We start from the raw sequence: 25,090 nt of genomic DNA, 5'->3' as shown, positions 1-25,090 counted from the left end.
TAGCATACAACACGATAAGCTGTCTGCCTTAGCAACAACAATGAAAAAACCAGGACTCTGCGTCCTCAATTATTGTTTGTGCCTACGTGATATTAATGATGCTCATCATCCATCAAACATGAGGGGGGGATCAGAACTTAAGAAAGTTTGGCATAAATGCATTGCCACAACAGGGCTTATTGCTGGAAAAAGAATAAAAGCCAGTACCGCGCTCCTTGCGGTCATATGACAACGACCCATTACAGTCTCTTTTGCATATGTGGCAACCTTCCTTGAAATTAGCAAACATCCCCAGATTCAACTCTCAGTAACACCAATTTAAACTTGGCCTTACTACTTTTCCCCTACATGGGAGGGAAATATACTTTTCTCGTATTTATAGCTGGCTTATTCTTTTATTTATATTCACTTACGAGGAATTCGTGCATCCTAGCTGACTCACTGCATCCTAGCTGACTCACTGCATCCTAGCTGACTCACTGCATCCTGGCTGATTCCTGCATCCTGGCTGATTCCTGCATCCTGGCTGATTCCTGCATCCTGGCTGATTCCTGCATCCTGGCTGATTCCTGCATCCTGGCTGATTCCTGCATCCTGGCTGATTCCTGCATCCTGGCTGATTCCTGCATCCTGGCTGATTCCTGCATCCTGGCTGATTCCTGCATCCTGGCTGATTCCTGCATCCTGGCTGATTCCTGCATCCTGGCTGATTCCTGCATCCTGGCTGATTCCTGCATCCTGGCTGATTCCTGCATCCTGGCTGATTCCTGCATCCTGGCTGATTCCTGCATCCTGGCTGATTCCTGCATCCTGGCTGATTCCTGCATCCTGGCTGATTCCTGCATCCTGGCTGATTCCTGCATCCTGGCTGATTCCTGCATCCTGGCTGATTCCTGCATCCTGGCTGATTCCTGCATCCTGGCTGATTCCTGCATCCTGGCTGATTCCTGCATCCTGGCTGATTCCTGCATCCTGGCTGACTCACTGCGTCCTAGCTGATTACTAACTCAATCTGACTCACACAAAACTCCATCAAATCCATCTAGGTCTAGCGATTCATCCTCCAAATTACTTTTGCGTCCATACAAAAAATGGAGGTGAATCACACTACCAAGTGCCCACTCCTTGCTGCGGCTCTCAAGTTATAAAAATGTGTATCAAACACCAACAACTAAATGATTACTTTTTTATAACTTAAAAAGTAAGCAATAGAATCAATAATTTAAAAAATTAAAAATACAAAAAATTTAAATGTAGAGTTTTATACAAAAACATTGGCGCTGTAAATTAAGGCATTTTTTGCGTGGGGGGCATTGTATATATCGGGTTCAGTGCAAACTTAAAGCTGAAGTGATTATGACTGAACCCAAATGGAGCTTATGGAGTGTGACTATCTACTGCTTTTCTCAGGGTCCGATGGGTCATAGCAGTCTCGAAATACACTACAATATTCAGGCTCCGACGGACTAGTTGCATATATAGGTACAGACATTAGCGCGAGAAGCACAGCTAAGCTAAGAAGTTTATTAATTTTCATTATTTTTCTCATATTTTTATGTGTTTATGGGTAAGAAGTAAGAGCATTATTTAAAGTACAGCTGCTGTATTGCAGAGTCATTTATTTGCACTGATAAATATACGATGTGGCTACCTTGTGGATTTACAGAGATCCTTGGGTACAAACTAAAAAACATATCCTCAATCACGGTGTGTTCCCGAGTTTCCAAATCAATGTGATGTACATAGCTCTTTAAATAGTCAAAATCAGACCATATGATGCCATTTTGCTTTACATGCCATCGAGCAATTGACTCAAAGTTAATGGGATAGCCTAGCGGCTCAATGATCTCTAGATCAGGGGTTAAAAGGTATAAGTCTCCATCATCGTTTGCTGCAACAAAGCCATTTTTGGTGGGCCTGATAGACTTAAAATTACGCAAAAACACTTCTTTGGTAGCGCTTTCAATATCATACTTCTGAATTTCCCACTCACCACCAACCTTTACACCAAACAATACAGATTTATCATTTTGATAAAACACACCATCACTTGATGAACTCGAATCAGCCGTAAAGTACTCTAACCGTCTATTTTTCAGGGATAATATCGCGAGACGGTGTTTTTCTTTTACTAATAATTGCTCATTAGTGCTCGCAACAGCCAATAGTTCTAATATATCTTTCGTCTCAAAATACGTGGTGAGTTGGTCATTTTTAATATTAAAATGGCCCACATGATTCACATCATTTTTTCTAAACCTAACCCATCTCATTTTGTCATCGGTGGGATCGAACATCATAGAAGTCACTTCAGGCAGAGTATTGATCACCCTACTTACCTCGCTCGTATTCGTCAGAGCACGCTCAATGTACAACCGATCGGCACGTTCTTTAGATCTTCGTATCGCTACAACATCACCAACTTGAGAAGCAGCTATGTCCCATATTAATGAGCCTGGATTATCACGCACCTGTTTACTTTCACCAGTCCTAGCATTGATTATATGAAGCCCATCATTATCTAGCAGCAGTATGTTATTGTTACTGAGCCATACAGCGCGCACAGCCAACCCATTTTTAGTACTCAACACTTTATCTAACTGCGTGTCGAAATCATGTACAACAAGAGATGACTTCCCAGATTGTAGTAGTAATTTTATTAACTTGGTTTTGTCTGGAGAAACGCTACTGGTGATAATATGTTCATCACTATTTGTCGGAGTGAAAAGCCTCGTCAACTCAAGAGATTCAAGATCTAATGCGTAAAGCATCATGGCAGATCCGGCATCATACCGAATTTTTATTAACACTTCAGATTGCGTCCTGCCAACTATGGCATCACTAACCCAGTATTTATCCTTGAGCAATGTCACCATTGCACTTTCAGGCTCAGATACTGTCAGTGGCAATAGCTTTAATGATGAGGCACCTAAGACTAAATCGCTAAATACCAGCACCTTATCATTCTGTGCGAAGCTGGGAAAACGTGCATTGGTGGCTTTGGTTGTTAGTTTGCGAGTAGTCCCTTCTTGCTTATCGAAAATATAAACTTGATGCGATTCATTCTCGGCGTGTCGACCTGTGAAAGCAACAAATCGACCATCCGATGACAAGGCTATCTCTTTTTTTTCACCATTAAATTCGGTGAGCGACTCTTCACCCGTAAATTGAGAACCATCATTTAAATTAATATTTAAACTGAGTAGGCAAATTATGAAAAGTATAAACGCGCCCGCTCCCCACCTAATCATACTATGCCGTTTTTTGTGTAAGAACTTTACTTCGGGTTTTGTCGTTTCTAATGATTCACTGTGTTGAACGGGGGGATCTACAGGATCGGCTGCTGCTGGATTTGTCGTTGAGCAATCGATAATATTGCTATCACAAACGAGTTTATAACCTCGCTTTGCAACTGACTTGATGTATTTAGGGTTATTTAAATCATCATCTTTTAAGATTACGCGTAGTTTTTTTACCGTGCCTCTCACAGCTGTGTCAGTTACAACACGATCTGTCCAAACTTGTGAATGTAATTCTTCGACTGTTACATAGCGGCCACGACAATCATGGAGATATAATAATAACTCCATAACTTTAGGTTCTATCGAGATTTCTTCACCGTCGAAAAAGAGCAAACCTTGCCCTAAATCAATCACAAAATCACCCAGTGAAGCTTTAATACTATCCTTTTGCAACCAACTATTCCCAACTAAAGTTTTACGTACAAGATGGATTAAAAACCAGCACCAATAATGCTAAATATGTAAATATTTATAAAAACTACGGCCTAGTTAGTGTATCAAGGAAATCCTTGATAATTCAACCTAAACAATGCATCCTCAAGTTGAAAATCTCTTTATAAATATATAGTTATATTAATAGTCATTTATACTAGCAAACCAAAAACATATAAATTAGTACTTAATAAACATTCACTTAAGATATTTTTTAGTGAGTGATACGCATTAAAATTATAAAATTTCAAAATAGATTTTTATTGACACTTTTTCACAATCCAACCTTAACTAAATCATCACTTCGTGTGATTACAACTAAATTACATGCAAAAAAAAGGGACAATACAGAGAGGATGATGAGAAAATAAAGCGCTCATTATCTTGAGCGCTATCTACTACGACACTATCTTTATTTGCCGTAAATATCTATCAACCCTTCAGTGAGCAGTAAAGCAAATACGCTAAAGTGGGAGGCATTTGAGATAACTTTGTAGCCATAGTCAAAATTTTGATACTGACGCTTATCTAATATATCAACAAACGCTTTTAGATCTGTAACCATCGCTCCCTCATTACCACCTATATAATAGCGAGCGATTGCAGGTAGAGACTCATTATGTTCTGCATAGTGTCTTTCCATTTCAAATATAACTCGATTGTCATACCAAAAGGATGGGCTGCCTAATATATAGGATTCAAATAAGCTAGGTTGATGTAAAAGAATATAGGTGCCTAGCAACCCGCCATATGAATGACCGACAAACGTTTTCCGAGATTCATCGACACGAAATGAGCGAATTATCAAAGGGAGTACTTGCTTATCTATAAACTTCACATAGCGATTAGCCTGTCCAGATACTTGTTGAGCCTCCTTAGAGTGCCCACCCGTTTCATCAGGTGCAAACGTAGGAGTATAATCACGGGTCCTGCTTAACAGAGGATTTGTACCCTGCGAATATGAAATACCTACGACAATCACTTCTTCAATATCGCGACCTTCAATTAAATGCAAAATCCCACTCGCTGTGGCTATGGAATAACTCGTATCATTGATTAACACAAGTGGATAAGTGCGCTTTGATTTGTTATAGCCCTTTGGTAGTCGTACATACAGTTCATAATTTTGTAGATTAAATTTGGATGTAATTTTTAGTGTTTGAGTATTGTGAATAGTAAACCGATCGCTTGCATAAGCTTGTGTTAACAATATTGACGATATAAAACTCAGAACAACAAATAACCACTTATACATTCTTGCTAATTCTCCTTTAGAACATGATTTAAAGCTAATTTAGATTGGTACGAGATCGTGCTACTTTTTAATTGCGCTTCAACACGTGCCACAGTTTGTAAAAACGCCGTCAAGTTAGGACCTGAGAGTGGCTCCGAATCAAAATTAGATGTGTTAAGCGTTAATGGGTTAATAGCACGGCCATTTTTATGTAATTCATAATGTAAGTGAGGTGCCTGTGATAATCCTGTGCTACCAAGGTAACCAATGACATCTCCTTGGCTAACCAGTTGGCCTGATTTAATACCTTTAGCAAAACTTTGCAAATGGGCATATAAGGATCGATAACCATTGGCGTGCTCAATCAACACTCGATTGCCAAAACTTCCGCCCCAATTTGCTTTGATCACTTTCCCATCACCTGCCGCAAAAATGGGAGTACCAACCGCAGCACCAAAATCTAACCCTTTATGAAGTCTTGTATATCCTAATATTGGGTGTTTTCTATGGCCAAATCTTGATGAAAGCCGAGCTCCATTCAGTGGTGTTTTTAATAAGAAGTTCTGCACCGAGCGGCCATCTGCATAATAAAATTGGCCTTGAGACTGCAGGTCCTCTTCATAGTAATATAGAACATGTTCGCGACCCGACACCGTCAGCTTTATAAACGCAACGTCATGATTGGCACTTTTTTTCGATAGTGGGTTTAACTCATGCAATTCAGTGGATTGATAAAGTACTTCAAATACATCCGTATCTTGAAGTGCTCTTTGAAAGTCCACTCGATGAGACAGCACAGTAATGGCTTTTTGAATAACTTCTACCTCTACTCCCACATCAACCGCACTGCTATATAAACTGCGACCGACAATGCCTTTGACATGCTTATTTACCAATTCAGTTTCTAAAGTAGATTCAGTTATCTTCCAACGGCCTTCCTCTAAAGTCGCCGTAACAATCGTAGCGAAGCGCACACCGATTGAAAGTGCGACGAGTGCCCCTCGCTCATCTTGTGTCACTTGAATAGCTTTTCCTGTCGCCAGCTTATTCAGATCCAACCAAGGTTTCATATTGTGCACTAGCGCTACTCCCTGAGCAGCACTTACTCCAAAACGACGCAATACCCCGAGCAAACTCTCTCCCGCAGCTAGTTTTATCGTTTCGCGTGCCGTTTGCGCAGGCTCATGTTGCACAACCTCATTTGGTCTGGTGTGCACCTCTTCGACGACTACTCGCTGTGGATCTCCAACGCGTTCTGACACAGTCTCACTTACTTTTTCTGAGGTGCAAGCCCCCCCTACAACTAAGGCTGCAGTAATCAATATGCTATTTTTTATCATAGTTATTTTAGTTCTAGAATAGCCAACGGATTTATCCGCTGCTCCTGATGTAACAGTTCGAAGTGTAAATGTGCTCCAGTCACACGCCCCGTAGCGCCTAAAGTACCTAACGGACTTCCAGCTTTGACCTGCACGCCTTGTTCAACTGTGATCGTATCTAAGTGTGCGTATAAGCTTTGGTAACCATTTTTATGTTGTACAAGGACGACATTGCCTAAATTAGCAGATAGAGTAGTCGCATCTGCAATAACAACAATACCACTAGAGACCGCTTTGACTGGTGTACCAACAGGCGCAACTAAATCAATACCACCATGGGACTTGGAATGTCGAAACTCAGAGATATGACCATAATAAGAGCTGATCCGAAAATCAGTAAGCGGGTTCTGCCACTGCTCAGTTGCTGAGTATAATGCTGGCGCCGCTTTTATATTTACAATGCCCAATACAATCGAAACAAATAATAAAGTCGCAATGAGGTATACAGGCTTATTCGTTTGTGGCTGAATGATCTCCTGAAGCCTCAGTTTGTAGTCCTCTAAACTCAACGCGTCTGAAGAAAAGTTTGCGGTACTAGGCACCGTATTAGCAGCAATTGAACGCTTTAATACCGCCATCAGGGTTGTTGCATAGTGCTTTTTATTTATGTCATAACCCCTGAGCGTTTTCAAATCACAACGTAATTCCATGGCATGAATAAAGCCTTTTTCCATCTGCTTAATAAATGGGTTAAACCAAAATACACACCCTAATATGCTCCAAATTAATAGTGCAATGTGATCTTTATGCTGTATGTGCGTCACTTCATGGCACACTAAAGTATTCTGTTGTTCAGCGCTGAGCTGCGAAAAATAGCTCGGCAGCACAATTTTGCTATTACTCAGCCCAAATACAAAAGGAGAGCAGGTTATGGGTATTTGTACACAAGGTACCTTTGACATTGAATGTGCAAATGGCTCTGACGTAATTAATAAGCGCCGCATACTCAACCAACTCCTACAAAGGCCGTTTAGCCTTAGCATAGCTATAACCAAATAAACAGCAAAAATAATGTAAAGCAGCACATCAACGGAAAGCGGTATATTTTGCACAGACAACTGGCCAACCTGATGCTGTTTTTGTTCAATGTACCCACCAAATTCAAGCAGCACTTTTGGCACTTTTCCAATCTCAGAGCTTGAGCCCACTGGTAAAATAGGCAATACAGATAACCCCAATATCACCCACCATATTGTCGGTGTAGCTGGGTATTTTACGACTATATACTTACCAATATTAAGCAATAAACAGCTCGTCAATAGCCACAAAGCTAACATCATGAGCGGGCTGATTAGTGACCAATCCATGTTATTGTACCTATTCCTTATCTTGCTTATTCAGCTCTTCAAGTAATGACTCGAGTTCATCTAGTTCATCTTCTTGAATTAAACGACTGTCTGCAAACATTGCGACTGGCAACGGCCCATCCAATTCAAAAACTGACTTCGCAAACTCTTGTGCACACGCCGCCAGCGTTGGCATTTTATCTACTTCAGCAGTGAATATTTTTTTATTGCCTTGCTCGCCCACACTCAGTAAGCCTTTGTCAGCCATGCGCTCAAGCGTCTTTCGAGTAGACGAATAACTCCATGCAAATTCAGCTTCAATAGCATCATGGATCTCTCTGGCAGATCTCGGCTCTTTTTGCCAAAGCAATTTTAATATAACTAACTCTGTGTTATTTGGTTTCAACATATACCCCTCCTGTGACATATGTCGCACTTTAACACGCAACAAGGTGCGACACAAGTCGCACCTTGTTCGAAAAAGGAGTTTAATTGTCAGAACAGTCTGTTAAGATATATTGAGTTTATCTTTTGTTTGACTCAGAAATGTTTGTGAAACTGGGACTTCCAGGCCATTACTCATTAGTAAAATAAGCCGACGCCCTTCGCGCTTTGTTGCAGCCACTGCATTGGTAGAGACCCACCAAGAGCGGTGAGTCTGAAAACCGGGGTAACCATCCAATTGCTTAAGTGCATCTTTAAACCGCATTAAAAGCATATGACCCCCTTTGTCTGTGTGTACTTGCAGGTAATGATCATCCATTTGTAAACAGATGAGCTCCCCGCGTTTTTCAATAGGCAATTTGCTTATAAAGTCCATCAACATTTTCTGCTGTAATATCGTCGTTTCTGGTTGATCTAACTCTAAACGCTGTTGCTGATAAGTGATAACAGCGTTTTGCGCCACCACATAAGTCTTTGTCACGCTAATTAAGGTGATCACCCCACCGATAAACAAACAAGCCATAGTAGAAAAAGGAACTTTATCCCAATAATCTGATGACAATGAAAAAAACAGGTTAATGATAAATGGTGTGATAAGCCCCATAATTAAACTGGCACATAAAATTGACACCACCAAAGAGAGAACATTCTTCGCCTTCAAATTAGGTGCGATACTCGACAGCGCCGCTCTACCCAAAGTCAATGCAGGAGCATAAACCAGGTAACCACACATACAAATGGTTACCCAAAAGCCCAATGCATACACAAAACTTATGTTATCCATCCCAAAGGGTTTTAAAAAAGCCAGAAAGCATGCGAATAACAAAACAATAGTGCTATCAGAAGCAATATTACGAATTGTCCACCTTGAGCTTTCATCATGATTTTTATAGTTATTTTTTTTCATTTCACGATTCGCCAAAAAAGTATCTACTGAATAAGTCTAATCTACGAAGTACCTGCCTCATCCACGAAACTCATATTGTTCGCGGATAAAATCCATTCTATCGTTTTTATCAATCAGCGCAAATAAACACAGATAAAACAGATAGATAAGGAAGGATATATGAAGCCTCTAATCTCAACACTGGCACTATTGTGCACACCAGTCATGGCCAACCATCTCGAATTACAAATCAATAATGTCAGCAATGAATCAGGAAAAGTGTATATAGAATTGTTTAAAGGTGCACAGAACTATAAATCAGGTAAAAGTTATATCCAAAATATCATTCCTGCTAAAGCAGGTACGATAAAGACTAATTTCTCAGGCATAGAAAGTGGGGAGTACGTCATTCGTTTCTTTCATGACGGTAATGGTAATGCACAATTAGATACGAACTTCTTTGGTATTCCAACAGAAGGGGTTGGCTTTTCAAATAACGCAACTATGCAATTTGGACCACCAAAGTATCAAGACATGGCCATTACCATCAACAATGGCAACAACCTAGAAATCACCAGTATCAGCTACTAAGGGAGCACATTATGGACCGTCGGCAATTACTTAAAGGCATGCTTGCAGCTCCGATTGCACATGCGGCTATCTCAGCCCCTAGTCTCGCTGCTATGCAAGGCAGTGTATCTCACTTTGACCCGCTAAAGGTAAATAAGCAACGCTTTCTAGCTGCATTGGAGAAATATCCAGACTTAATAGGTGTACGTGGTACTGACTCTGACTTTTCACCTAATCAACTGAAAATAGAGGGCCAATTGCCAAAAGATCTGACAGGCTGCTTTTATCGAAACGGTCCAGCTCGGCACCAAAGAGCAGAGCAAAGGTATACCCACTTATTTGAAGGTGATGGCATGATCCATCAGTTTCAATTTGCAGAAGGAAAAGTACATCACCAAGGTAAGTTTACACAAACCAGTAAGTTTATAACTGAAGAGAAAGCCGGAAAATTTTTATTTTCTGGCCCCGATAGTAAACTGCCGAACAGCCTTGCAATCAACAACCCGGACTCAATTAATACAGCCAATACAAATGTGCTGCCAGTTAACGGGGAATTATGGGCGCTGTGGGAAGCCGGTTCAGCAACTGCAATTGATGGGAGCACACTGCAAACTAAAGGACTTATTAACCTCGGTGAAGGCACGCAGCATCAAAACAGTTTGAAAGGCTTGCCCTTCTCAGCGCACCCGAAAGTGGAGGCGGATGGTACGATATGGAATTTTGGCTATGCACTAAGTGGTCATATAGTTTTATACCAGCTCAATAGCCAGGGCAAACTGGAAAATGTAGGAATGGTAAATAGCGGGTTTACTGGAGGAATGGTGCATGACTTCTTAATTACTGAAAAGCATATTCTCCTTTTATTACCTTCACTAAAAAGAGATAGAACGATAGCAGGACAATTTTCATCTATTCAATTTGCACCAAAGCAGGCAATGGAAGTGCTCCTTATCAGTAAAAGTACTTTGAAGGTCGTAAAACAATATAGCTTGGATCCTGGGTTTGTTTTTCATTTTGGCAATGCATGGGAAGATAGCAATGGCAACATCTCATTTGATGCAAGCTTATATCCTAATGGGGATGTGCTGAATCAAATGACCTCGATGATGCAAGGAGAACGTAATATACCGATATCACCTGCAAAGACAGTCGTATTTAGCTTATTACGAAATGGCAAAGTGAGCTCATACACCATCGATGGCATCAGTGAATTTCCTCGTATATATAATGCATTAACCGGTAAAAGGAATCGTGATTTATTTACTTTGTCATCCATAGAAAGCGACGTTTGGAGCGACAGCGTTAGGAGAATCAATTTGGACAATGATAGTCTGGATATTTTCACTTACGGTAAGGACTATCTAGTAGAAGAGCATGTATTAGTGAATACTAAAGGAAATACCAAAGGTGATTATTTAATAGGTACTGCGCTACATATTCCAACAAAACGTACTTGCCTAAATATATTCAACGCACAAAACCTATCAGCTGGACCAGTTTGCAGGGCTTGGTTACCCTACGCTATTCCGTTAGGGTTTCATGGAAACTTCTTAGCAAGTTGATTAACAAGCAAAAGGTTAGGACAGCGAACACAGTGAGTACGCTCTTTTTGCGCAAGGTGATTATCGTGCGAAAGGTTTATGACACAGCGCGCAGCGCTGCCATTCTTTTCGCGCAAGGTGAAATGAACCATTTTAACCGCTGCTGAGAAACTGAATTTCAAAGGAGTAAAGGGTTAAAGCGGTGAAGGTTGCTCCCTTCACCTTACGCTATCGTATAAAAGGTTAGCGACAGCGAACGAAGTGAGTACGCTCTTTTTGCGCAAGGTGATTATCGTGCAAAAGGTTAGCGACAGCGAACGCAGTGAGAGCGCTCTTTTTGCGCAAGGTGAAATAAGCCGTTTTAGCTGTTGACGAGGGACTTAAACGCAAAAAACCCGCTGCATTTCTGCAACGGGTTTCTTTAATTGGGCCCTGGCAATGTCCTACTTTCACATGGGAAACCCCACACTATCATCGGCGCTATTTCGTTTCACTACTGAGTTCGGCATGGGGTCAGGTGGTTCCAAAATGCTATGTTTACCAGGAAATTCTGTGTGCAAGATGTTTAAAACACCTTACTAAAATCTGGAAGCGTAATTAAATTCTTATCGTCTACTTTCTATTCTTAACTTCTAACAAGCTTAAAACCACTTTGGCGTTGTATGGTTAAGCCTCACGGGTAATTAGTACGAGTTAGCTCAATGCCTCACAGCACTTCCACATCTCGCCTATCAACGTTGTAGTCTTCAACGGCCCTTCAGTTAACTCTAAGTTAAAGTGAGAACTCATCTCGAGGCTCGCTTCCCGCTTAGATGCTTTCAGCGGTTATCGATTCCGAACGTAGCTACCGGGCAATGCTATTGGCATAACAACCCGAACACCAGCGGTTCGTCCACTCCGGTCCTCTCGTACTAGGAGCAGCCCCTCTCAATTCTCAAACGCCCACGGCAGATAGGGACCGAACTGTCTCACGACGTTCTAAACCCAGCTCGCGTACCACTTTAAATGGCGAACAGCCATACCCTTGGGACCGACTTCAGCCCCAGGATGTGATGAGCCGACATCGAGGTGCCAAACACCGCCGTCGATATGAACTCTTGGGCGGTATCAGCCTGTTATCCCCGGAGTACCTTTTATCCGTTGAGCGATGGCCCTTCCATTCAGAACCACCGGATCACTATGACCTACTTTCGTACCTGCTCGACGTGTCTGTCTCGCAGTTAAGCTGGCTTCTACCATTACACTAACCGTACGATGTCCGACCGTACTTAGCCAACCTTCGTGCTCCTCCGTTACTCTTTGGGAGGAGACCGCCCCAGTCAAACTACCCACCAGGCACTGTCCTCAATCCCGATTAGGGACCTAAGTTAGAACATCAACACTACAAGGGTGGTATTTCAAGGTCGGCTCCACACAATCTAGCGACTGTGCTTCAAAGCCTCCCACCTATCCTACACATGTAGGGTCAATGTTCAGTGCCAAGCTGTAGTAAAGGTTCACGGGGTCTTTCCGTCTAGCCGCGGGTACACAGCATCTTCACTGCGATTTCAATTTCACTGAGTCTCGGGTGGAGACAGCGTGGCCATGGTTACACCATTCGTGCAGGTCGGAACTTACCCGACAAGGAATTTCGCTACCTTAGGACCGTTATAGTTACGGCCGCCGTTTACCGGGGCTTCGATCAAGAGCTTCGACAAAAGTCTAACCCCATCAATTAACCTTCCGGCACCGGGCAGGTGTCACACCGTATACGTCATCTTACGATTTTGCACAGTGCTGTGTTTTTAATAAACAGTCCCAGCCACCTGGTCACTGCGGCTCTCGTTTGCTTATGGAGCAAGTCCTTCACAAACAAGAGCGTACCTTCTCCCGAAGTTACGGTACAATTTTGCCTAGTTCCTTCACCCGAGTTCTCTCAAGCGCCTTAGTATTCTCTACCTGACCACCTGTGTCGGTTTAGGGTACGATTCGATATAAACTGAAGCTTAGAGGCTTTTCCTGGAAGTAGGGCATCAACAACTTCACCACCGTAGTGGCTCGTCTCGACTCTCAGCCTTAGCGACCCGGATTTTCCTAAGTCACCAGCCTACAGCCTTTCACATGGACAACCAACGCCATGCTTGCCTAGCCTGCTCCGTCCCCCCATCGCATTTATACCAAGTACGGGAATATTAACCCGTTTCCCATCGACTACGCTCTTCAGCCTCGCCTTAGGGGTCGACTCACCCTACCCTGATTAACATGGGATAGGAACCCTTGGTCTTCCGGCGTGCGGGTTTTTCACCCGCATTATCGTTACTCATGTCAGCATTCGCACTTCTGATATGTCCAGCATGCCTCCCGGCACACCTTCAGCCACTTACAGAACGCTCCCCTACCCCGCGAACAAAGTTCGCAGCCGTAGCTTCGGTGGTATGTTTAGCCCCGTTACATCTTCCGCGCAGGCCGACTCGACTAGTGAGCTATTACGCTTTCTTTAAAGGATGGCTGCTTCTAAGCCAACCTCCTAGCTGTTTTAGCCTTCCCACATCGTTTCCCACTTAACATACACTTTGGGACCTTAGCTGACGGTCTGGGTTGTTTCCCTCTCCACGATGGACGTTAGCACCCACCGTGTGTCTCCCGGATATTACTTTACGGTATTCGGAGTTTGCAAAGGGTTGGTAAGTCGGGATGACCCCCTAGCCTTAACAGTGCTCTACCCCCGTAAGTATTCGTCCGAGGCTCTACCTAAATAGATTTCGGGGAGAACCAGCTATCTCCCGGTTTGATTAGCCTTTCACTCCTAGCCACAGGTCATCCCCTAACTTTTCAACGTTAGTGGGTTCGGTCCTCCAGTCAGTGTTACCTGACCTTCAACCTGCCCATGGCTAGATCACCGGGTTTCGGGTCTATACCCTGCAACTTAAGCGCCCAGTTAAGACTCGCTTTCGCTACGGCTCCCCTAAATGGTTAACCTTGCTACAGAATATAAGTCGCTGACCCATTATACAAAAGGTACGCAGTCACCCTCGAGGGGCTCCTACTGCTTGTACGTACACGGTTTCAGGTTCTATTTCACTCCCCTCACAGGGGTTCTTTTCGCCTTTCCCTCACGGTACTGGTTCACTATCGGTCAGTTGGGAGTATTTAGCCTTGGAGGATGGTCCCCCCATATTCAGTCAAAGTTTCACGTGCTCCGACCTACTCGATTTCACTTCAGATAAATTTTCGTGTACGGGACTGTCACCCTGTGTCGTCCAACTTTCCAGAAGGTTCCACTAATTACACTGAAGCTTAAGGGCTAATCCGATTTCGCTCGCCGCTACTTTCGGAATCTCGGTTGATTTCTTTTCCTCGGGGTACTTAGATGTTTCAGTTCTCCCGGTTTGCCTCTTACAGCTATGTATTCACTGTAAGATACCGCTGTGCGGTGGGTTTCCCCATTCGGAAATCTAAGTCTCAAGTGCCTCTTACTGGCTTGACTTAGCTTATCGCAAGTTAGTACGTCCTTCATCGCCTCCAACTGCCAAGGCATCCACCGTGTACGCTTAGTCACTTAACCATACAACCCAAAGTAGTTTCGTCGTTCTTTATCCTGAATGCTTCATTGCCATCAGATATTGCTTGGTCACATAGACGAGCTATGCTCCCGGCGACAATATCTTCGGCGGCTTCGCCTCAGAATAAATAACTTTGAACCTACGGCATATTTCAGCCAGTTGTAAGTCAAAGACAGTTTTAACTTCGCCAGAAGTTAAGTAATACTAAAGTAGACGCTAATTAATCAACTAAATGATTAATCGGCATTTTCTTTCGAAAACTCTGAATAACAATTGCTTGTTATTCGAGAATTTAATTATCAGCTTTCCAAATTTTTAAAGAGCAAGAGAATAACTTCTCAGAGTTAAAAACTCTCAGTTTATTTAAACTGAAAACTAAGTAAGAGTGTTTATCTTTAAGAAGTGGTAGTAAAGTGGTGGAGCTAAGCAGGATCGAACTGCTGACCTCCTGCGTGCAAGGCAGGCGCTCTCCCAGCTGAGCTATAGCCCCACATTACTAGGAATACATTGTTTGTTTACACTTCTTTTTGAGGCAAGGCTTTAAGCGAGGACGTTTAGTGTTTTCTAAACGACGAGCTTAAAAACGCAGCATCGGAAAGAAGTGGTGGGTCTGAGTAGACTTGAACTACCGACCTCACGCTTATCAGGCGTGCGCTCTAACCAGCTGAGCTACAGACCCAAACAATGTTGTGTTCTCTAATTCTAATCAACAATCATCTGTGTGGACACTTCGAACAAATCTGTTCTAAATCGTTAAGGAGGTGATCCAGCCCCAGGTTCCCCTAGGGCTACCTTGTTACGACTTCACCCCAGTCATGAATCACTCCGTGGTAAGCGCCCCCCCGAAGGTTAAGCTACCTACTTCTGGAGCAACCCACTCCCATGGTGTGACGGGCGGTGTGTACAAGGCCCGGGAACGTATTCACCGCGGCATTCTGATCCGCGATTACTAGCGATTCCGACTTCATGGAGTCGAGTTGCAGACTCCAATCCGGACTACGACAGACTTTAAGTGATTCGCTTACTTTCGCAAGTTCGCAGCACTCTGTATCTGCCATTGTAGCACGTGTGTAGCCCTACACGTAAGGGCCATGATGACTTGACGTCGTCCCCACCTTCCTCCGGTTTATCACCGGCAGTCTCCTTAGAGTTCCCGACCGAATCGCTGGCAACTAAGGATAGGGGTTGCGCTCGTTGCGGGACTTAACCCAACATCTCACAACACGAGCTGACGACAGCCATGCAGCACCTGTATCAGAGCTCCCGAAGGCACCAAACCATCTCTGGTAAGTTCTCTGTATGTCAAGTGTAGGTAAGGTTCTTCGCGTTGCATCGAATTAAACCACATGCTCCACCGCTTGTGCGGGCCCCCGTCAATTCATTTGAGTTTTAACCTTGCGGCCGTACTCCCCAGGCGGTCTACTTAATGCGTTAGCTTTGGAAAAGTTGTCCGAAGACCCCAGCTCCTAGTAGACATCGTTTACGGCGTGGACTACCAGGGTATCTAATCCTGTTTGCTCCCCACGCTTTCGTACATGAGCGTCAGTGTTGACCCAGGTGGCTGCCTTCGCCATCGGTATTCCTTCAGATCTCTACGCATTTCACCGCTACACCTGAAATTCTACCACCCTCTATCACACTCTAGTTTGCCAGTTCGAAATGCAGTTCCCAGGTTGAGCCCGGGGCTTTCACATCTCGCTTAACAAACCGCCTGCGTACGCTTTACGCCCAGTAATTCCGATTAACGCTCGCACCCTCCGTATTACCGCGGCTGCTGGCACGGAGTTAGCCGGTGCTTCTTCTGTAAGTAACGTCACAGCTAGCAGGTATTAACTACTAACCTTTCCTCCTTACTGAAAGTGCTTTACAACCCGAAGGCCTTCTTCACACACGCGGCATGGCTGCATCAGGCTTGCGCCCATTGTGCAATATTCCCCACTGCTGCCTCCCGTAGGAGTCTGGACCGTGTCTCAGTTCCAGTGTGGCTGATCATCCTCTCAAACCAGCTAGGGATCGTCGCCTTGGTAAGCCATTACCTTACCAACTAGCTAATCCCACTTGGGCCGATCATAAGGCGAGAGCCGAAGCCCCCTTTGGTCCGTAGACATTATGCGGTATTAGCCATCGTTTCCAATGGTTGTCCCCCACCTTACGGCACGTTCCCAAGCATTACTCACCCGTCCGCCGCTCGTCATCTTCTAGCAAGCTAGAAATGTTACCGCTCGACTTGCATGTGTTAGGCCTGCCGCCAGCGTTCAATCTGAGCCATGATCAAACTCTTCAATTAAAAGTTTTTTGGTACCAAGTACCTGACTCAATGAATACTGATTGATAATTTCTTATAAAAGAAATAAATCGAATTGACTGTTATAGTCACTCAGTAAAATTGAGATTCTAATTCTTTTGCTCCTGAATCAAGAGCTGTTAGAACTCAATCTGTACGAGTGCCCACACAGATGATTGCTTCATATTTTTAAAGAACAGTGTAACTAACCCTTGGTTAGTTACCGCAGCGTTGCTGCGAAGTGGAGCGCCATATTAACCGCTTCACTTTTAAAGTCAACTAGAAAATTTAATTTATTTTTAATTAAGCTTTCAGTTTGGCTTTAACCTTTACTTTGGTTTGCGTTTTCTCTCGCAGCCCGCCGTGTCAGTGGATGCGCATTATAGGGGACTAAGATAATTGTGCAAGTATTTTTTAAAGAAAACTTATAAAAAAATTGCATTCGTTTAAATCCCAATCAAAACAGCCTGTTTTTGTATAATAAGTAATCCAATTATACTCTTTTTCAAAGAATAGGTATTAAGTCTATTTAGCTATAGAGAACCGATACATTTTTGCAAGTACTGCAACAGAGGTAAAATTAGCAAAGTATAGGTCGCATGAACTCCATGTGATTGTGCTCGGTCTTGCAAAAAATATCATTCAAGTCACAAAGGCCTCTAAACATAGCAAAGTTGTTTTTAATACAGCACAATTCCCATCCAAAGTGTACCAAATGATTGCTAACTTCCCTCCTAGCATATGGGTATGGAGGAATACCCCTTAAGCATGTTAAGCCCTATATAAGCAAACAAAAAACAGATGCCAATGATGCTATCGGAATTTCGATTGCTGCCATGTAACTTTTCTCTGGTAAAAAATATCGAGCAGCAGATTCTTCAAACGCTCATTGTAAGTTGTAAATCTTTAGATAAACAGCCTGCACAGCTAGGTAATCATATTAGGAGCTTATTTCATGATTACTCGCTCTAAGAAAGCATTGAAAGAGGCTTTGACTAAAAACTATGATTTACCAAAGTTATGATTTCACTTAATGAAGTTGATGCTTTAGGTGCAGCTGGGCTAATTGCCAGTTTGAGTCAAACGAAGCATTTTAAAAATGGCCGATGTGCCTCAGTATATTTAGGCGTTACCCCAAAACAATTTAGCAGTGGTGGTAAAACCGTGATGCTGGGGATTGATAAATGTACTGCACATAAACAGCTAAAGTCCTGTTTATTTTTGGGGGGCGCTGTCATACATTTCTAATCTACCGGAAAAGCCCAAGGCTTTGAAAGAGCAATGGCTCTTGAGGTTAGTTGCTCGTTCTGGTGTAAAGCGAGCTTGTATTGCGCAGGTGAATAAAAATATCAGAACTGCTTGGGCAATGTTAAAACAAGGTACGAATGACCAACCCGTTATGATTTAAAAAATATCTTAAAAAAAGTTCGACAACAATGTAATTAAAACGGTAAGACCAACCTTCTGAAAACCTGTTTCAACTTGAAGTGGTAATACACTAACGAAACGTTTAGGGAAGAAGGTGCGCCGCATAAATTAAAGGTTAGAGAGTAGCGCTCTCAAAAGAAACCTCATATACGCAAGCATCTTTAATTTTAAAAAACATGTTGTCAATCAAGTGGAGTCCATATACCAGTTCAGGACGACATAGTGAAAAAGGTGAATGACAACGAACGAAGTGAGAGCGCTCTTTTTGCGCAAGGTGATTATCGTGCAAAAGGTTAGCGACAGCGAACGCAGTGAGAGCGCTCTTGTTGCGCAAGGTGAAATAAGCCGTTTTAGCTGTTGACGAGGGACTTAAACGCAAAAAACCCGCTACATTTCTGCAACGGGTTTCTTTAATTGGGCCCTGGCAATGTCCTACTTTCACATGGGAAACCCCACACTATCATCGGCGCTATTTCGTTTCACTACTGAGTTCGGCATGGGGTCAGGTGGTTCCAAAATGCTATGTTTACCAGGAAATTCTGTGTGCAAGATGTTTAAAACACCTTACTAAAATCTGGAAGCGTAATTAAATTCTTATCGTCTACTTTCTATTCTTAACTTCTAACAAGCTTAAAACCACTTTGGCGTTGTATGGTTAAGCCTCACGGGTAATTAGTACGAGTTAGCTCAATGCCTCACAGCACTTCCACATCTCGCCTATCAACGTTGTAGTCTTCAACGGCCCTTCAGTTAACTCTAAGTTAAAGTGAGAACTCATCTCGAGGCTCGCTTCCCGCTTAGATGCTTTCAGCGGTTATCGATTCCGAACGTAGCTACCGGGCAATGCTATTGGCATAACAACCCGAACACCAGCGGTTCGTCCACTCCGGTCCTCTCGTACTAGGAGCAGCCCCTCTCAATTCTCAAACGCCCACGGCAGATAGGGACCGAACTGTCTCACGACGTTCTAAACCCAGCTCGCGTACCACTTTAAATGGCGAACAGCCATACCCTTGGGACCGACTTCAGCCCCAGGATGTGATGAGCCGACATCGAGGTGCCAAACACCGCCGTCGATATGAACTCTTGGGCGGTATCAGCCTGTTATCCCCGGAGTACCTTTTATCCGTTGAGCGATGGCCCTTCCATTCAGAACCACCGGATCACTATGACCTACTTTCGTACCTGCTCGACGTGTCTGTCTCGCAGTTAAGCTGGCTTCTACCATTACACTAACCGTACGATGTCCGACCGTACTTAGCCAACCTTCGTGCTCCTCCGTTACTCTTTGGGAGGAGACCGCCCCAGTCAAACTACCCACCAGGCACTGTCCTCAATCCCGATTAGGGACCTAAGTTAGAACATCAACACTACAAGGGTGGTATTTCAAGGTCGGCTCCACACAATCTAGCGACTGTGCTTCAAAGCCTCCCACCTATCCTACACATGTAGGGTCAATGTTCAGTGCCAAGCTGTAGTAAAGGTTCACGGGGTCTTTCCGTCTAGCCGCGGGTACACAGCATCTTCACTGCGATTTCAATTTCACTGAGTCTCGGGTGGAGACAGCGTGGCCATGGTTACACCATTCGTGCAGGTCGGAACTTACCCGACAAGGAATTTCGCTACCTTAGGACCGTTATAGTTACGGCCGCCGTTTACCGGGGCTTCGATCAAGAGCTTCGACAAAAGTCTAACCCCATCAATTAACCTTCCGGCACCGGGCAGGTGTCACACCGTATACGTCATCTTACGATTTTGCACAGTGCTGTGTTTTTAATAAACAGTCCCAGCCACCTGGTCACTGCGGCTCTCGTTTGCTTATGGAGCAAGTCCTTCACAAACAAGAGCGTACCTTCTCCCGAAGTTACGGTACAATTTTGCCTAGTTCCTTCACCCGAGTTCTCTCAAGCGCCTTAGTATTCTCTACCTGACCACCTGTGTCGGTTTAGGGTACGATTCGATATAAACTGAAGCTTAGAGGCTTTTCCTGGAAGTAGGGCATCAACAACTTCACCACCGTAGTGGCTCGTCTCGACTCTCAGCCTTAGCGACCCGGATTTTCCTAAGTCACCAGCCTACAGCCTTTCACATGGACAACCAACGCCATGCTTGCCTAGCCTGCTCCGTCCCCCCATCGCATTTATACCAAGTACGGGAATATTAACCCGTTTCCCATCGACTACGCTCTTCAGCCTCGCCTTAGGGGTCGACTCACCCTACCCTGATTAACATGGGATAGGAACCCTTGGTCTTCCGGCGTGCGGGTTTTTCACCCGCATTATCGTTACTCATGTCAGCATTCGCACTTCTGATACGTCCAGCAAACCTTACAGTTCACCTTCAGCCGCTTACAGAACGCTCCCCTACCCCGCATACAAAGTATGCAGCCGTAGCTTCGGTGGTATGTTTAGCCCCGTTACATCTTCCGCGCAGGCCGACTCGACTAGTGAGCTATTACGCTTTCTTTAAAGGATGGCTGCTTCTAAGCCAACCTCCTAGCTGTTTTAGCCTTCCCACATCGTTTCCCACTTAACATACACTTTGGGACCTTAGCTGACGGTCTGGGTTGTTTCCCTCTCCACGATGGACGTTAGCACCCACCGTGTGTCTCCCGGATATTACTTTACGGTATTCGGAGTTTGCAAAGGGTTGGTAAGTCGGGATGACCCCCTAGCCTTAACAGTGCTCTACCCCCGTAAGTATTCGTCCGAGGCTCTACCTAAATAGATTTCGGGGAGAACCAGCTATCTCCCGGTTTGATTAGCCTTTCACTCCTAGCCACAGGTCATCCCCTAACTTTTCAACGTTAGTGGGTTCGGTCCTCCAGTCAGTGTTACCTGACCTTCAACCTGCCCATGGCTAGATCACCGGGTTTCGGGTCTATACCCTGCAACTTAAGCGCCCAGTTAAGACTCGCTTTCGCTACGGCTCCCCTAAATGGTTAACCTTGCTACAGAATATAAGTCGCTGACCCATTATACAAAAGGTACGCAGTCACCCTCGAGGGGCTCCTACTGCTTGTACGTACACGGTTTCAGGTTCTATTTCACTCCCCTCACAGGGGTTCTTTTCGCCTTTCCCTCACGGTACTGGTTCACTATCGGTCAGTTGGGAGTATTTAGCCTTGGAGGATGGTCCCCCCATATTCAGTCAAAGTTTCACGTGCTCCGACCTACTCGATTTCACTTCAGATAAATTTTCGTGTACGGGACTGTCACCCTGTGTCGTCCAACTTTCCAGAAGGTTCCACTAATTACACTGAAGCTTAAGGGCTAATCCGATTTCGCTCGCCGCTACTTTCGGAATCTCGGTTGATTTCTTTTCCTCGGGGTACTTAGATGTTTCAGTTCTCCCGGTTTGCCTCTTACAGCTATGTATTCACTGTAAGATACCGCTGTGCGGTGGGTTTCCCCATTCGGAAATCTAAGTCTCAAGTGCCTCTTACTGGCTTGACTTAGCTTATCGCAAGTTAGTACGTCCTTCATCGCCTCCAACTGCCAAGGCATCCACCGTGTACGCTTAGTCACTTAACCATACAACCCAAAATGGTTTTACTTGGTCTTTGTCATTTATTCTGCCTTGCTTTCATAATTTACTTGGTCACATAGCACGCTATGCTCCCTTCGATAAATTACTCGGCGGCGTTGCCTAAATAACAAATCCTCGTCGTAAAATAGTGCATTACTACACTAGTTGTACGCTAAAGACAGTTTTAACTTCGCCAGAAGTTAAGTAATACTAAAGTAGACGCTAATTAATCAATTAAATGATTAATCGGCATTTTCTTTCGAAAACTCTGAATAACAATTACTTGTTATTCGAGAATTTAATTATCAGCTTTCCAAATTTTTAAAGAGCAATATTAATTAGCTTTAAAAGCTAACTAACAATCATCTGTGTGGACACTTCGAACAAATTTGTTCTAAATCGTTAAGGAGGTGATCCAGCCCCAGGTTCCCCTAGGGCTACCTTGTTACGACTTCACCCCAGTCATGAATCACTCCGTGGTAAGCGCCCCCCCGAAGGTTAAGCTACCTACTTCTGGAGCAACCCACTCCCATGGTGTGACGGGCGGTGTGTACAAGGCCCGGGAACGTATTCACCGCGGCATTCTGATCCGCGATTACTAGCGATTCCGACTTCATGGAGTCGAGTTGCAGACTCCAATCCGGACTACGACAGACTTTAAGTGATTCGCTTACTTTCGCAAGTTCGCAGCACTCTGTATCTGCCATTGTAGCACGTGTGTAGCCCTACACGTAAGGGCCATGATGACTTGACGTCGTCCCCACCTTCCTCCGGTTTATCACCGGCAGTCTCCTTAGAGTTCCCGACCGAATCGCTGGCAACTAAGGATAGGGGTTGCGCTCGTTGCGGGACTTAACCCAACATCTCACAACACGAGCTGACGACAGCCATGCAGCACCTGTATCAGAGTTCCCGAAGGCACCAAACCATCTCTGGTAAGTTCTCTGTATGTCAAGTGTAGGTAAGGTTCTTCGCGTTGCATCGAATTAAACCACATGCTCCACCGCTTGTGCGGGCCCCCGTCAATTCATTTGAGTTTTAACCTTGCGGCCGTACTCCCCAGGCGGTCTACTTAATGCGTTAGCTTTGGAAAAGTTGTCCGAAGACCCCAGCTCCTAGTAGACATCGTTTACGGCGTGGACTACCAGGGTATCTAATCCTGTTTGCTCCCCACGCTTTCGTACATGAGCGTCAGTGTTGACCCAGGTGGCTGCCTTCGCCATCGGTATTCCTTCAGATCTCTACGCATTTCACCGCTACACCTGAAATTCTACCACCCTCTATCACACTCTAGTTTGCCAGTTCGAAATGCAGTTCCCAGGTTGAGCCCGGGGCTTTCACATCTCGCTTAACAAACCGCCTGCGTACGCTTTACGCCCAGTAATTCCGATTAACGCTCGCACCCTCCGTATTACCGCGGCTGCTGGCACGGAGTTAGCCGGTGCTTCTTCTGTAAGTAACGTCACAGCTAGCAGGTATTAACTACTAACCTTTCCTCCTTACTGAAAGTGCTTTACAACCCGAAGGCCTTCTTCACACACGCGGCATGGCTGCATCAGGCTTGCGCCCATTGTGCAATATTCCCCACTGCTGCCTCCCGTAGGAGTCTGGACCGTGTCTCAGTTCCAGTGTGGCTGATCATCCTCTCAAACCAGCTAGGGATCGTCGCCTTGGTAAGCCATTACCTTACCAACTAGCTAATCCCACTTGGGCCGATCATAAGGCGAGAGCCGAAGCCCCCTTTGGTCCGTAGACATTATGCGGTATTAGCCATCGTTTCCAATGGTTGTCCCCCACCTTACGGCACGTTCCCAAGCATTACTCACCCGTCCGCCGCTCGTCATCTTCTAGCAAGCTAGAAATGTTACCGCTCGACTTGCATGTGTTAGGCCTGCCGCCAGCGTTCAATCTGAGCCATGATCAAACTCTTCAATTAAAAGTTTTTGAAACCGAAGTTTCGTGCTCAATGAATTCTGTATAAATTGACTATATAGTCACTCATAAGAAATTGAGACTCTAATTCTTTTGCTCCTGAATCAAGAGCTGTTAGAACTCAATCTGTACGAGTGCCCACACAGATGATTGCTTCATATTTTTAAAGAACAGTGTAACTAACTCTTGGTTAGTTACCGCAGCGTTGCTGCGAAGTGGAGCGCCATATTAACCGCTTCACTTTTAAAGTCAACTAGAAAATTTAATTTTTTAATTAAGCTTTCAGTTTGGCTTTACCCTGCACTTTGCTTCTTGCTTTTCAGCATGTTGCTCCGTGTCAGTGGGTGCGCATTATAGGGAGCTGAGGAAATTGTGCAAGCACTTTTTAAAGAAAACTTATAAAAACACATCTCTCGTGCAATTTTTGAACTAAACACACTAAAAATGTATATTAAGTATTCGTTTGTAGGTTTTTATCCCCCCTGTAGAGATTTAAATCATTAAACTCTACACTAGTGCTATCTTCTTTTTAGAGCCTTAAAATCATGTTAAGAACGTATAAAGGTATCGCCCCTAAGTTATCAGAAGGGGTATATGTAGATGAAAGCGCAGTTTTGGTTGGCGATATTAGTATTGGCAAGCATAGCAGTGTGTGGCCATTAGTGGCCGCACGTGGCGATGTCAATTATATTACCATTGGTGAACGCACCAATGTTCAAGATGGCAGCGTTTTACATTTAACACGTAAAAGTCAAACAAACCCTGAAGGTTACCCTTTGATCATCGGTGATGATGTGACTGTTGGCCATAAAGTTATGCTGCACGGCTGTAAACTAGGTAATCGCATCTTGGTCGGTATGGGTGCGATTGTCATGGACAATGTCACCGTTGAAGATGATGTCATTATTGGTGGCGGTGCGCTAGTCCCTCCTAATAAAACACTGGAATCTGGCTATTTATATGTTGGCAGTCCCGTCAAGCAAGCTCGCAAGTTAACAAACCAAGAGCTCGCTTTTTTAAAAGTCTCCGCGCAAAATTACGTAGAGCTTAAAGATGAGTATTTAGAGGAAAGTTAACTCTATTTCACCTGATGCCGAATAGCTTTCATCTTCTATGAGCTCTTCGGCTTGCATTTCATAATCAAACTGATGATTTCTAAAATGCACCAATGGTTCTTCTAACGTTGCAGGTACCGCAATCACACATGGCACTATCATGCCAGAAACCATGGCAGTAAAAACTAATCGACTAAGTGCAGCGTCAAAGTGAATATCATCATTAAATAAGACCGCTTGATTCATT

General features: G+C 44.1%; 12 protein-coding genes, 2 tRNA genes and 6 rRNA genes. 4 read left to right on the top strand and 16 right to left on the bottom strand.

Annotation, left to right across the window (positions count from 1 at the left end; translation table 11 throughout):
• Nucleotides 1-476: 476 nt before the first annotated feature.
• The 7 genes from S4054249_RS00240 to S4054249_RS00210 all read right to left on the bottom strand — a co-directional run bounded on the left by S4054249_RS00240 (nucleotide 477) and on the right by S4054249_RS00210 (nucleotide 8,984).
• Nucleotides 477-953 carry a hypothetical protein gene (locus tag S4054249_RS00240; RefSeq protein ID WP_069953164.1) on the bottom strand — a complete coding sequence of 159 codons (477 nt, stop codon included), beginning with the start codon at nucleotides 951-953 and terminating at the stop codon, nucleotides 477-479.
• A gap of 630 nt (nucleotides 954-1,583) precedes the next feature.
• Nucleotides 1,584-3,695 (bottom strand): transcriptional regulator, encoded by a 2,112-nt coding sequence (locus tag S4054249_RS00235; RefSeq protein ID WP_052960817.1) that lies wholly within the window; start codon nucleotides 3,693-3,695, stop codon nucleotides 1,584-1,586.
• Between the two features lie 451 nt (nucleotides 3,696-4,146).
• Nucleotides 4,147-4,989, bottom strand: a complete 843-nt coding sequence (locus S4054249_RS00230; protein ID WP_046354118.1) for an alpha/beta hydrolase — start codon at nucleotides 4,987-4,989, stop codon at nucleotides 4,147-4,149.
• 5 nt (nucleotides 4,990-4,994) lie between these two features.
• The gene (locus S4054249_RS00225) at nucleotides 4,995-6,308 is read right to left on the bottom strand and encodes a M23 family metallopeptidase (RefSeq protein WP_052960818.1); all 1,314 of its coding nucleotides are present in this window, start codon (nucleotides 6,306-6,308) and stop codon (nucleotides 4,995-4,997) included.
• Nucleotides 6,309-6,310: 2 nt separating this feature from the next.
• Nucleotides 6,311-7,654, bottom strand: a complete 1,344-nt coding sequence (locus S4054249_RS00220; protein ID WP_046354119.1) for a M23/M56 family metallopeptidase — start codon at nucleotides 7,652-7,654, stop codon at nucleotides 6,311-6,313.
• Nucleotides 7,655-7,664: 10 nt separating this feature from the next.
• A complete protein-coding gene (locus S4054249_RS00215) occupies nucleotides 7,665-8,042 on the bottom strand; it encodes a BlaI/MecI/CopY family transcriptional regulator (RefSeq protein ID WP_331245642.1) in 378 nt (125 codons plus the stop codon).
• 99 nt (nucleotides 8,043-8,141) lie between these two features.
• Nucleotides 8,142-8,984, bottom strand: coding sequence for a LytTR family DNA-binding domain-containing protein (locus S4054249_RS00210; RefSeq protein ID WP_052960819.1), 843 nt, complete (start codon nucleotides 8,982-8,984; stop codon nucleotides 8,142-8,144).
• A 159-nt stretch (nucleotides 8,985-9,143) separates the two neighbouring features.
• On the opposite strand from S4054249_RS00210, the gene S4054249_RS00205 reads away from it, so the two are divergent.
• Nucleotides 9,144-9,554: a DUF2141 domain-containing protein gene (locus S4054249_RS00205; protein ID WP_046354120.1), complete on the top strand. Its 411-nt coding sequence runs from the start codon at nucleotides 9,144-9,146 to the stop codon at nucleotides 9,552-9,554.
• An 11-nt stretch (nucleotides 9,555-9,565) separates the two neighbouring features.
• Nucleotides 9,566-11,095, top strand: a complete 1,530-nt coding sequence (locus tag S4054249_RS00200; RefSeq protein WP_046354121.1) for a carotenoid oxygenase family protein — start codon at nucleotides 9,566-9,568, stop codon at nucleotides 11,093-11,095.
• A 409-nt stretch (nucleotides 11,096-11,504) separates the two neighbouring features.
• Here S4054249_RS00200 and rrf (S4054249_RS00195) read toward each other — a convergent pair.
• The 5 genes from rrf (S4054249_RS00195) to S4054249_RS00175 form a co-directional block, all read right to left on the bottom strand.
• Nucleotides 11,505-11,619, bottom strand: a 5S ribosomal RNA gene (gene rrf / locus S4054249_RS00195).
• 117 nt (nucleotides 11,620-11,736) lie between these two features.
• Nucleotides 11,737-14,618 (bottom strand): 23S ribosomal RNA (locus S4054249_RS00190).
• A gap of 412 nt (nucleotides 14,619-15,030) precedes the next feature.
• A tRNA-Ala gene (locus tag S4054249_RS00185) sits at nucleotides 15,031-15,106 on the bottom strand.
• Between the two features lie 112 nt (nucleotides 15,107-15,218).
• A tRNA-Ile gene (locus tag S4054249_RS00180) sits at nucleotides 15,219-15,295 on the bottom strand.
• A gap of 75 nt (nucleotides 15,296-15,370) precedes the next feature.
• Nucleotides 15,371-16,903: ribosomal RNA gene (locus tag S4054249_RS00175) — 16S ribosomal RNA — on the bottom strand.
• A 1,017-nt stretch (nucleotides 16,904-17,920) separates the two neighbouring features.
• On the opposite strand from S4054249_RS00175, the gene S4054249_RS25765 reads away from it, so the two are divergent.
• Complete coding sequence (locus S4054249_RS25765) at nucleotides 17,921-18,148, top strand: transposase (protein WP_080928485.1); 228 nt, start codon at nucleotides 17,921-17,923, stop codon at nucleotides 18,146-18,148.
• Between the two features lie 599 nt (nucleotides 18,149-18,747).
• On the opposite strand, the gene rrf (S4054249_RS00165) is transcribed toward S4054249_RS25765, so the two are convergent.
• The 3 genes from rrf (S4054249_RS00165) to S4054249_RS00155 form a co-directional block, all read right to left on the bottom strand.
• Nucleotides 18,748-18,862, bottom strand: a 5S ribosomal RNA gene (gene rrf / locus S4054249_RS00165).
• 117 nt (nucleotides 18,863-18,979) lie between these two features.
• Nucleotides 18,980-21,861 (bottom strand): 23S ribosomal RNA (locus S4054249_RS00160).
• A 398-nt stretch (nucleotides 21,862-22,259) separates the two neighbouring features.
• Nucleotides 22,260-23,792: ribosomal RNA gene (locus S4054249_RS00155) — 16S ribosomal RNA — on the bottom strand.
• The 16S, 23S and 5S rRNA genes sit together here with 2 tRNA genes alongside, the layout of an rRNA operon.
• A 538-nt stretch (nucleotides 23,793-24,330) precedes the next feature.
• Here S4054249_RS00155 and S4054249_RS00150 point away from each other — a divergent pair.
• A complete protein-coding gene (locus S4054249_RS00150) occupies nucleotides 24,331-24,864 on the top strand; it encodes a gamma carbonic anhydrase family protein (RefSeq protein WP_187301395.1) in 534 nt (177 codons plus the stop codon).
• Here S4054249_RS00150 and S4054249_RS00145 read toward each other — a convergent pair.
• A complete protein-coding gene (locus tag S4054249_RS00145; protein WP_039611114.1) occupies nucleotides 24,850-25,089 on the bottom strand; it encodes a DUF1488 domain-containing protein in 240 nt (79 codons plus the stop codon). The genes S4054249_RS00150 and S4054249_RS00145 overlap by 15 nt on opposite strands.
• Nucleotide 25,090 lies beyond the last annotated feature (1 nt).

Origin of the sequence: Pseudoalteromonas luteoviolacea (assembly GCF_001750165.1) — a bacterium.
In the GTDB taxonomy this organism is placed as follows: domain Bacteria; phylum Pseudomonadota; class Gammaproteobacteria; order Enterobacterales; family Alteromonadaceae; genus Pseudoalteromonas; species Pseudoalteromonas luteoviolacea_G.
This window is presented reverse-complemented; position numbering and strand designations above follow the sequence as displayed.

Bases quoted from the DNA above. Each gene is read 5' to 3' on its own strand.
- S4054249_RS00240 (WP_069953164.1), bottom strand. From the start codon at position 953: ATGCAGGAATCAGCCAGGATGCAGGAATCAGCCAGGATGCAGGAATCA.
- S4054249_RS00230 (WP_046354118.1), bottom strand. From the start codon at position 4,989: ATGTATAAGTGGTTATTTGTTGTTCTGAGTTTTATATCGTCAATATTG.
- S4054249_RS00225 (WP_052960818.1), bottom strand. From the start codon at position 6,308: ATGATAAAAAATAGCATATTGATTACTGCAGCCTTAGTTGTAGGGGGG.
- S4054249_RS00220 (WP_046354119.1), bottom strand. From the start codon at position 7,654: ATGGATTGGTCACTAATCAGCCCGCTCATGATGTTAGCTTTGTGGCTA.
- S4054249_RS00215 (WP_331245642.1), bottom strand. From the start codon at position 8,042: ATGTTGAAACCAAATAACACAGAGTTAGTTATATTAAAATTGCTTTGG.
- S4054249_RS00210 (WP_052960819.1), bottom strand. From the start codon at position 8,984: ATGAAAAAAAATAACTATAAAAATCATGATGAAAGCTCAAGGTGGACA.
- S4054249_RS00205 (WP_046354120.1), top strand. From the start codon at position 9,144: ATGAAGCCTCTAATCTCAACACTGGCACTATTGTGCACACCAGTCATG.
- S4054249_RS00200 (WP_046354121.1), top strand. From the start codon at position 9,566: ATGGACCGTCGGCAATTACTTAAAGGCATGCTTGCAGCTCCGATTGCA.
- S4054249_RS25765 (WP_080928485.1), top strand. From the start codon at position 17,921: ATGATTTCACTTAATGAAGTTGATGCTTTAGGTGCAGCTGGGCTAATT.
- S4054249_RS00145 (WP_039611114.1), bottom strand. From the start codon at position 25,089: ATGAATCAAGCGGTCTTATTTAATGATGATATTCACTTTGACGCTGCA.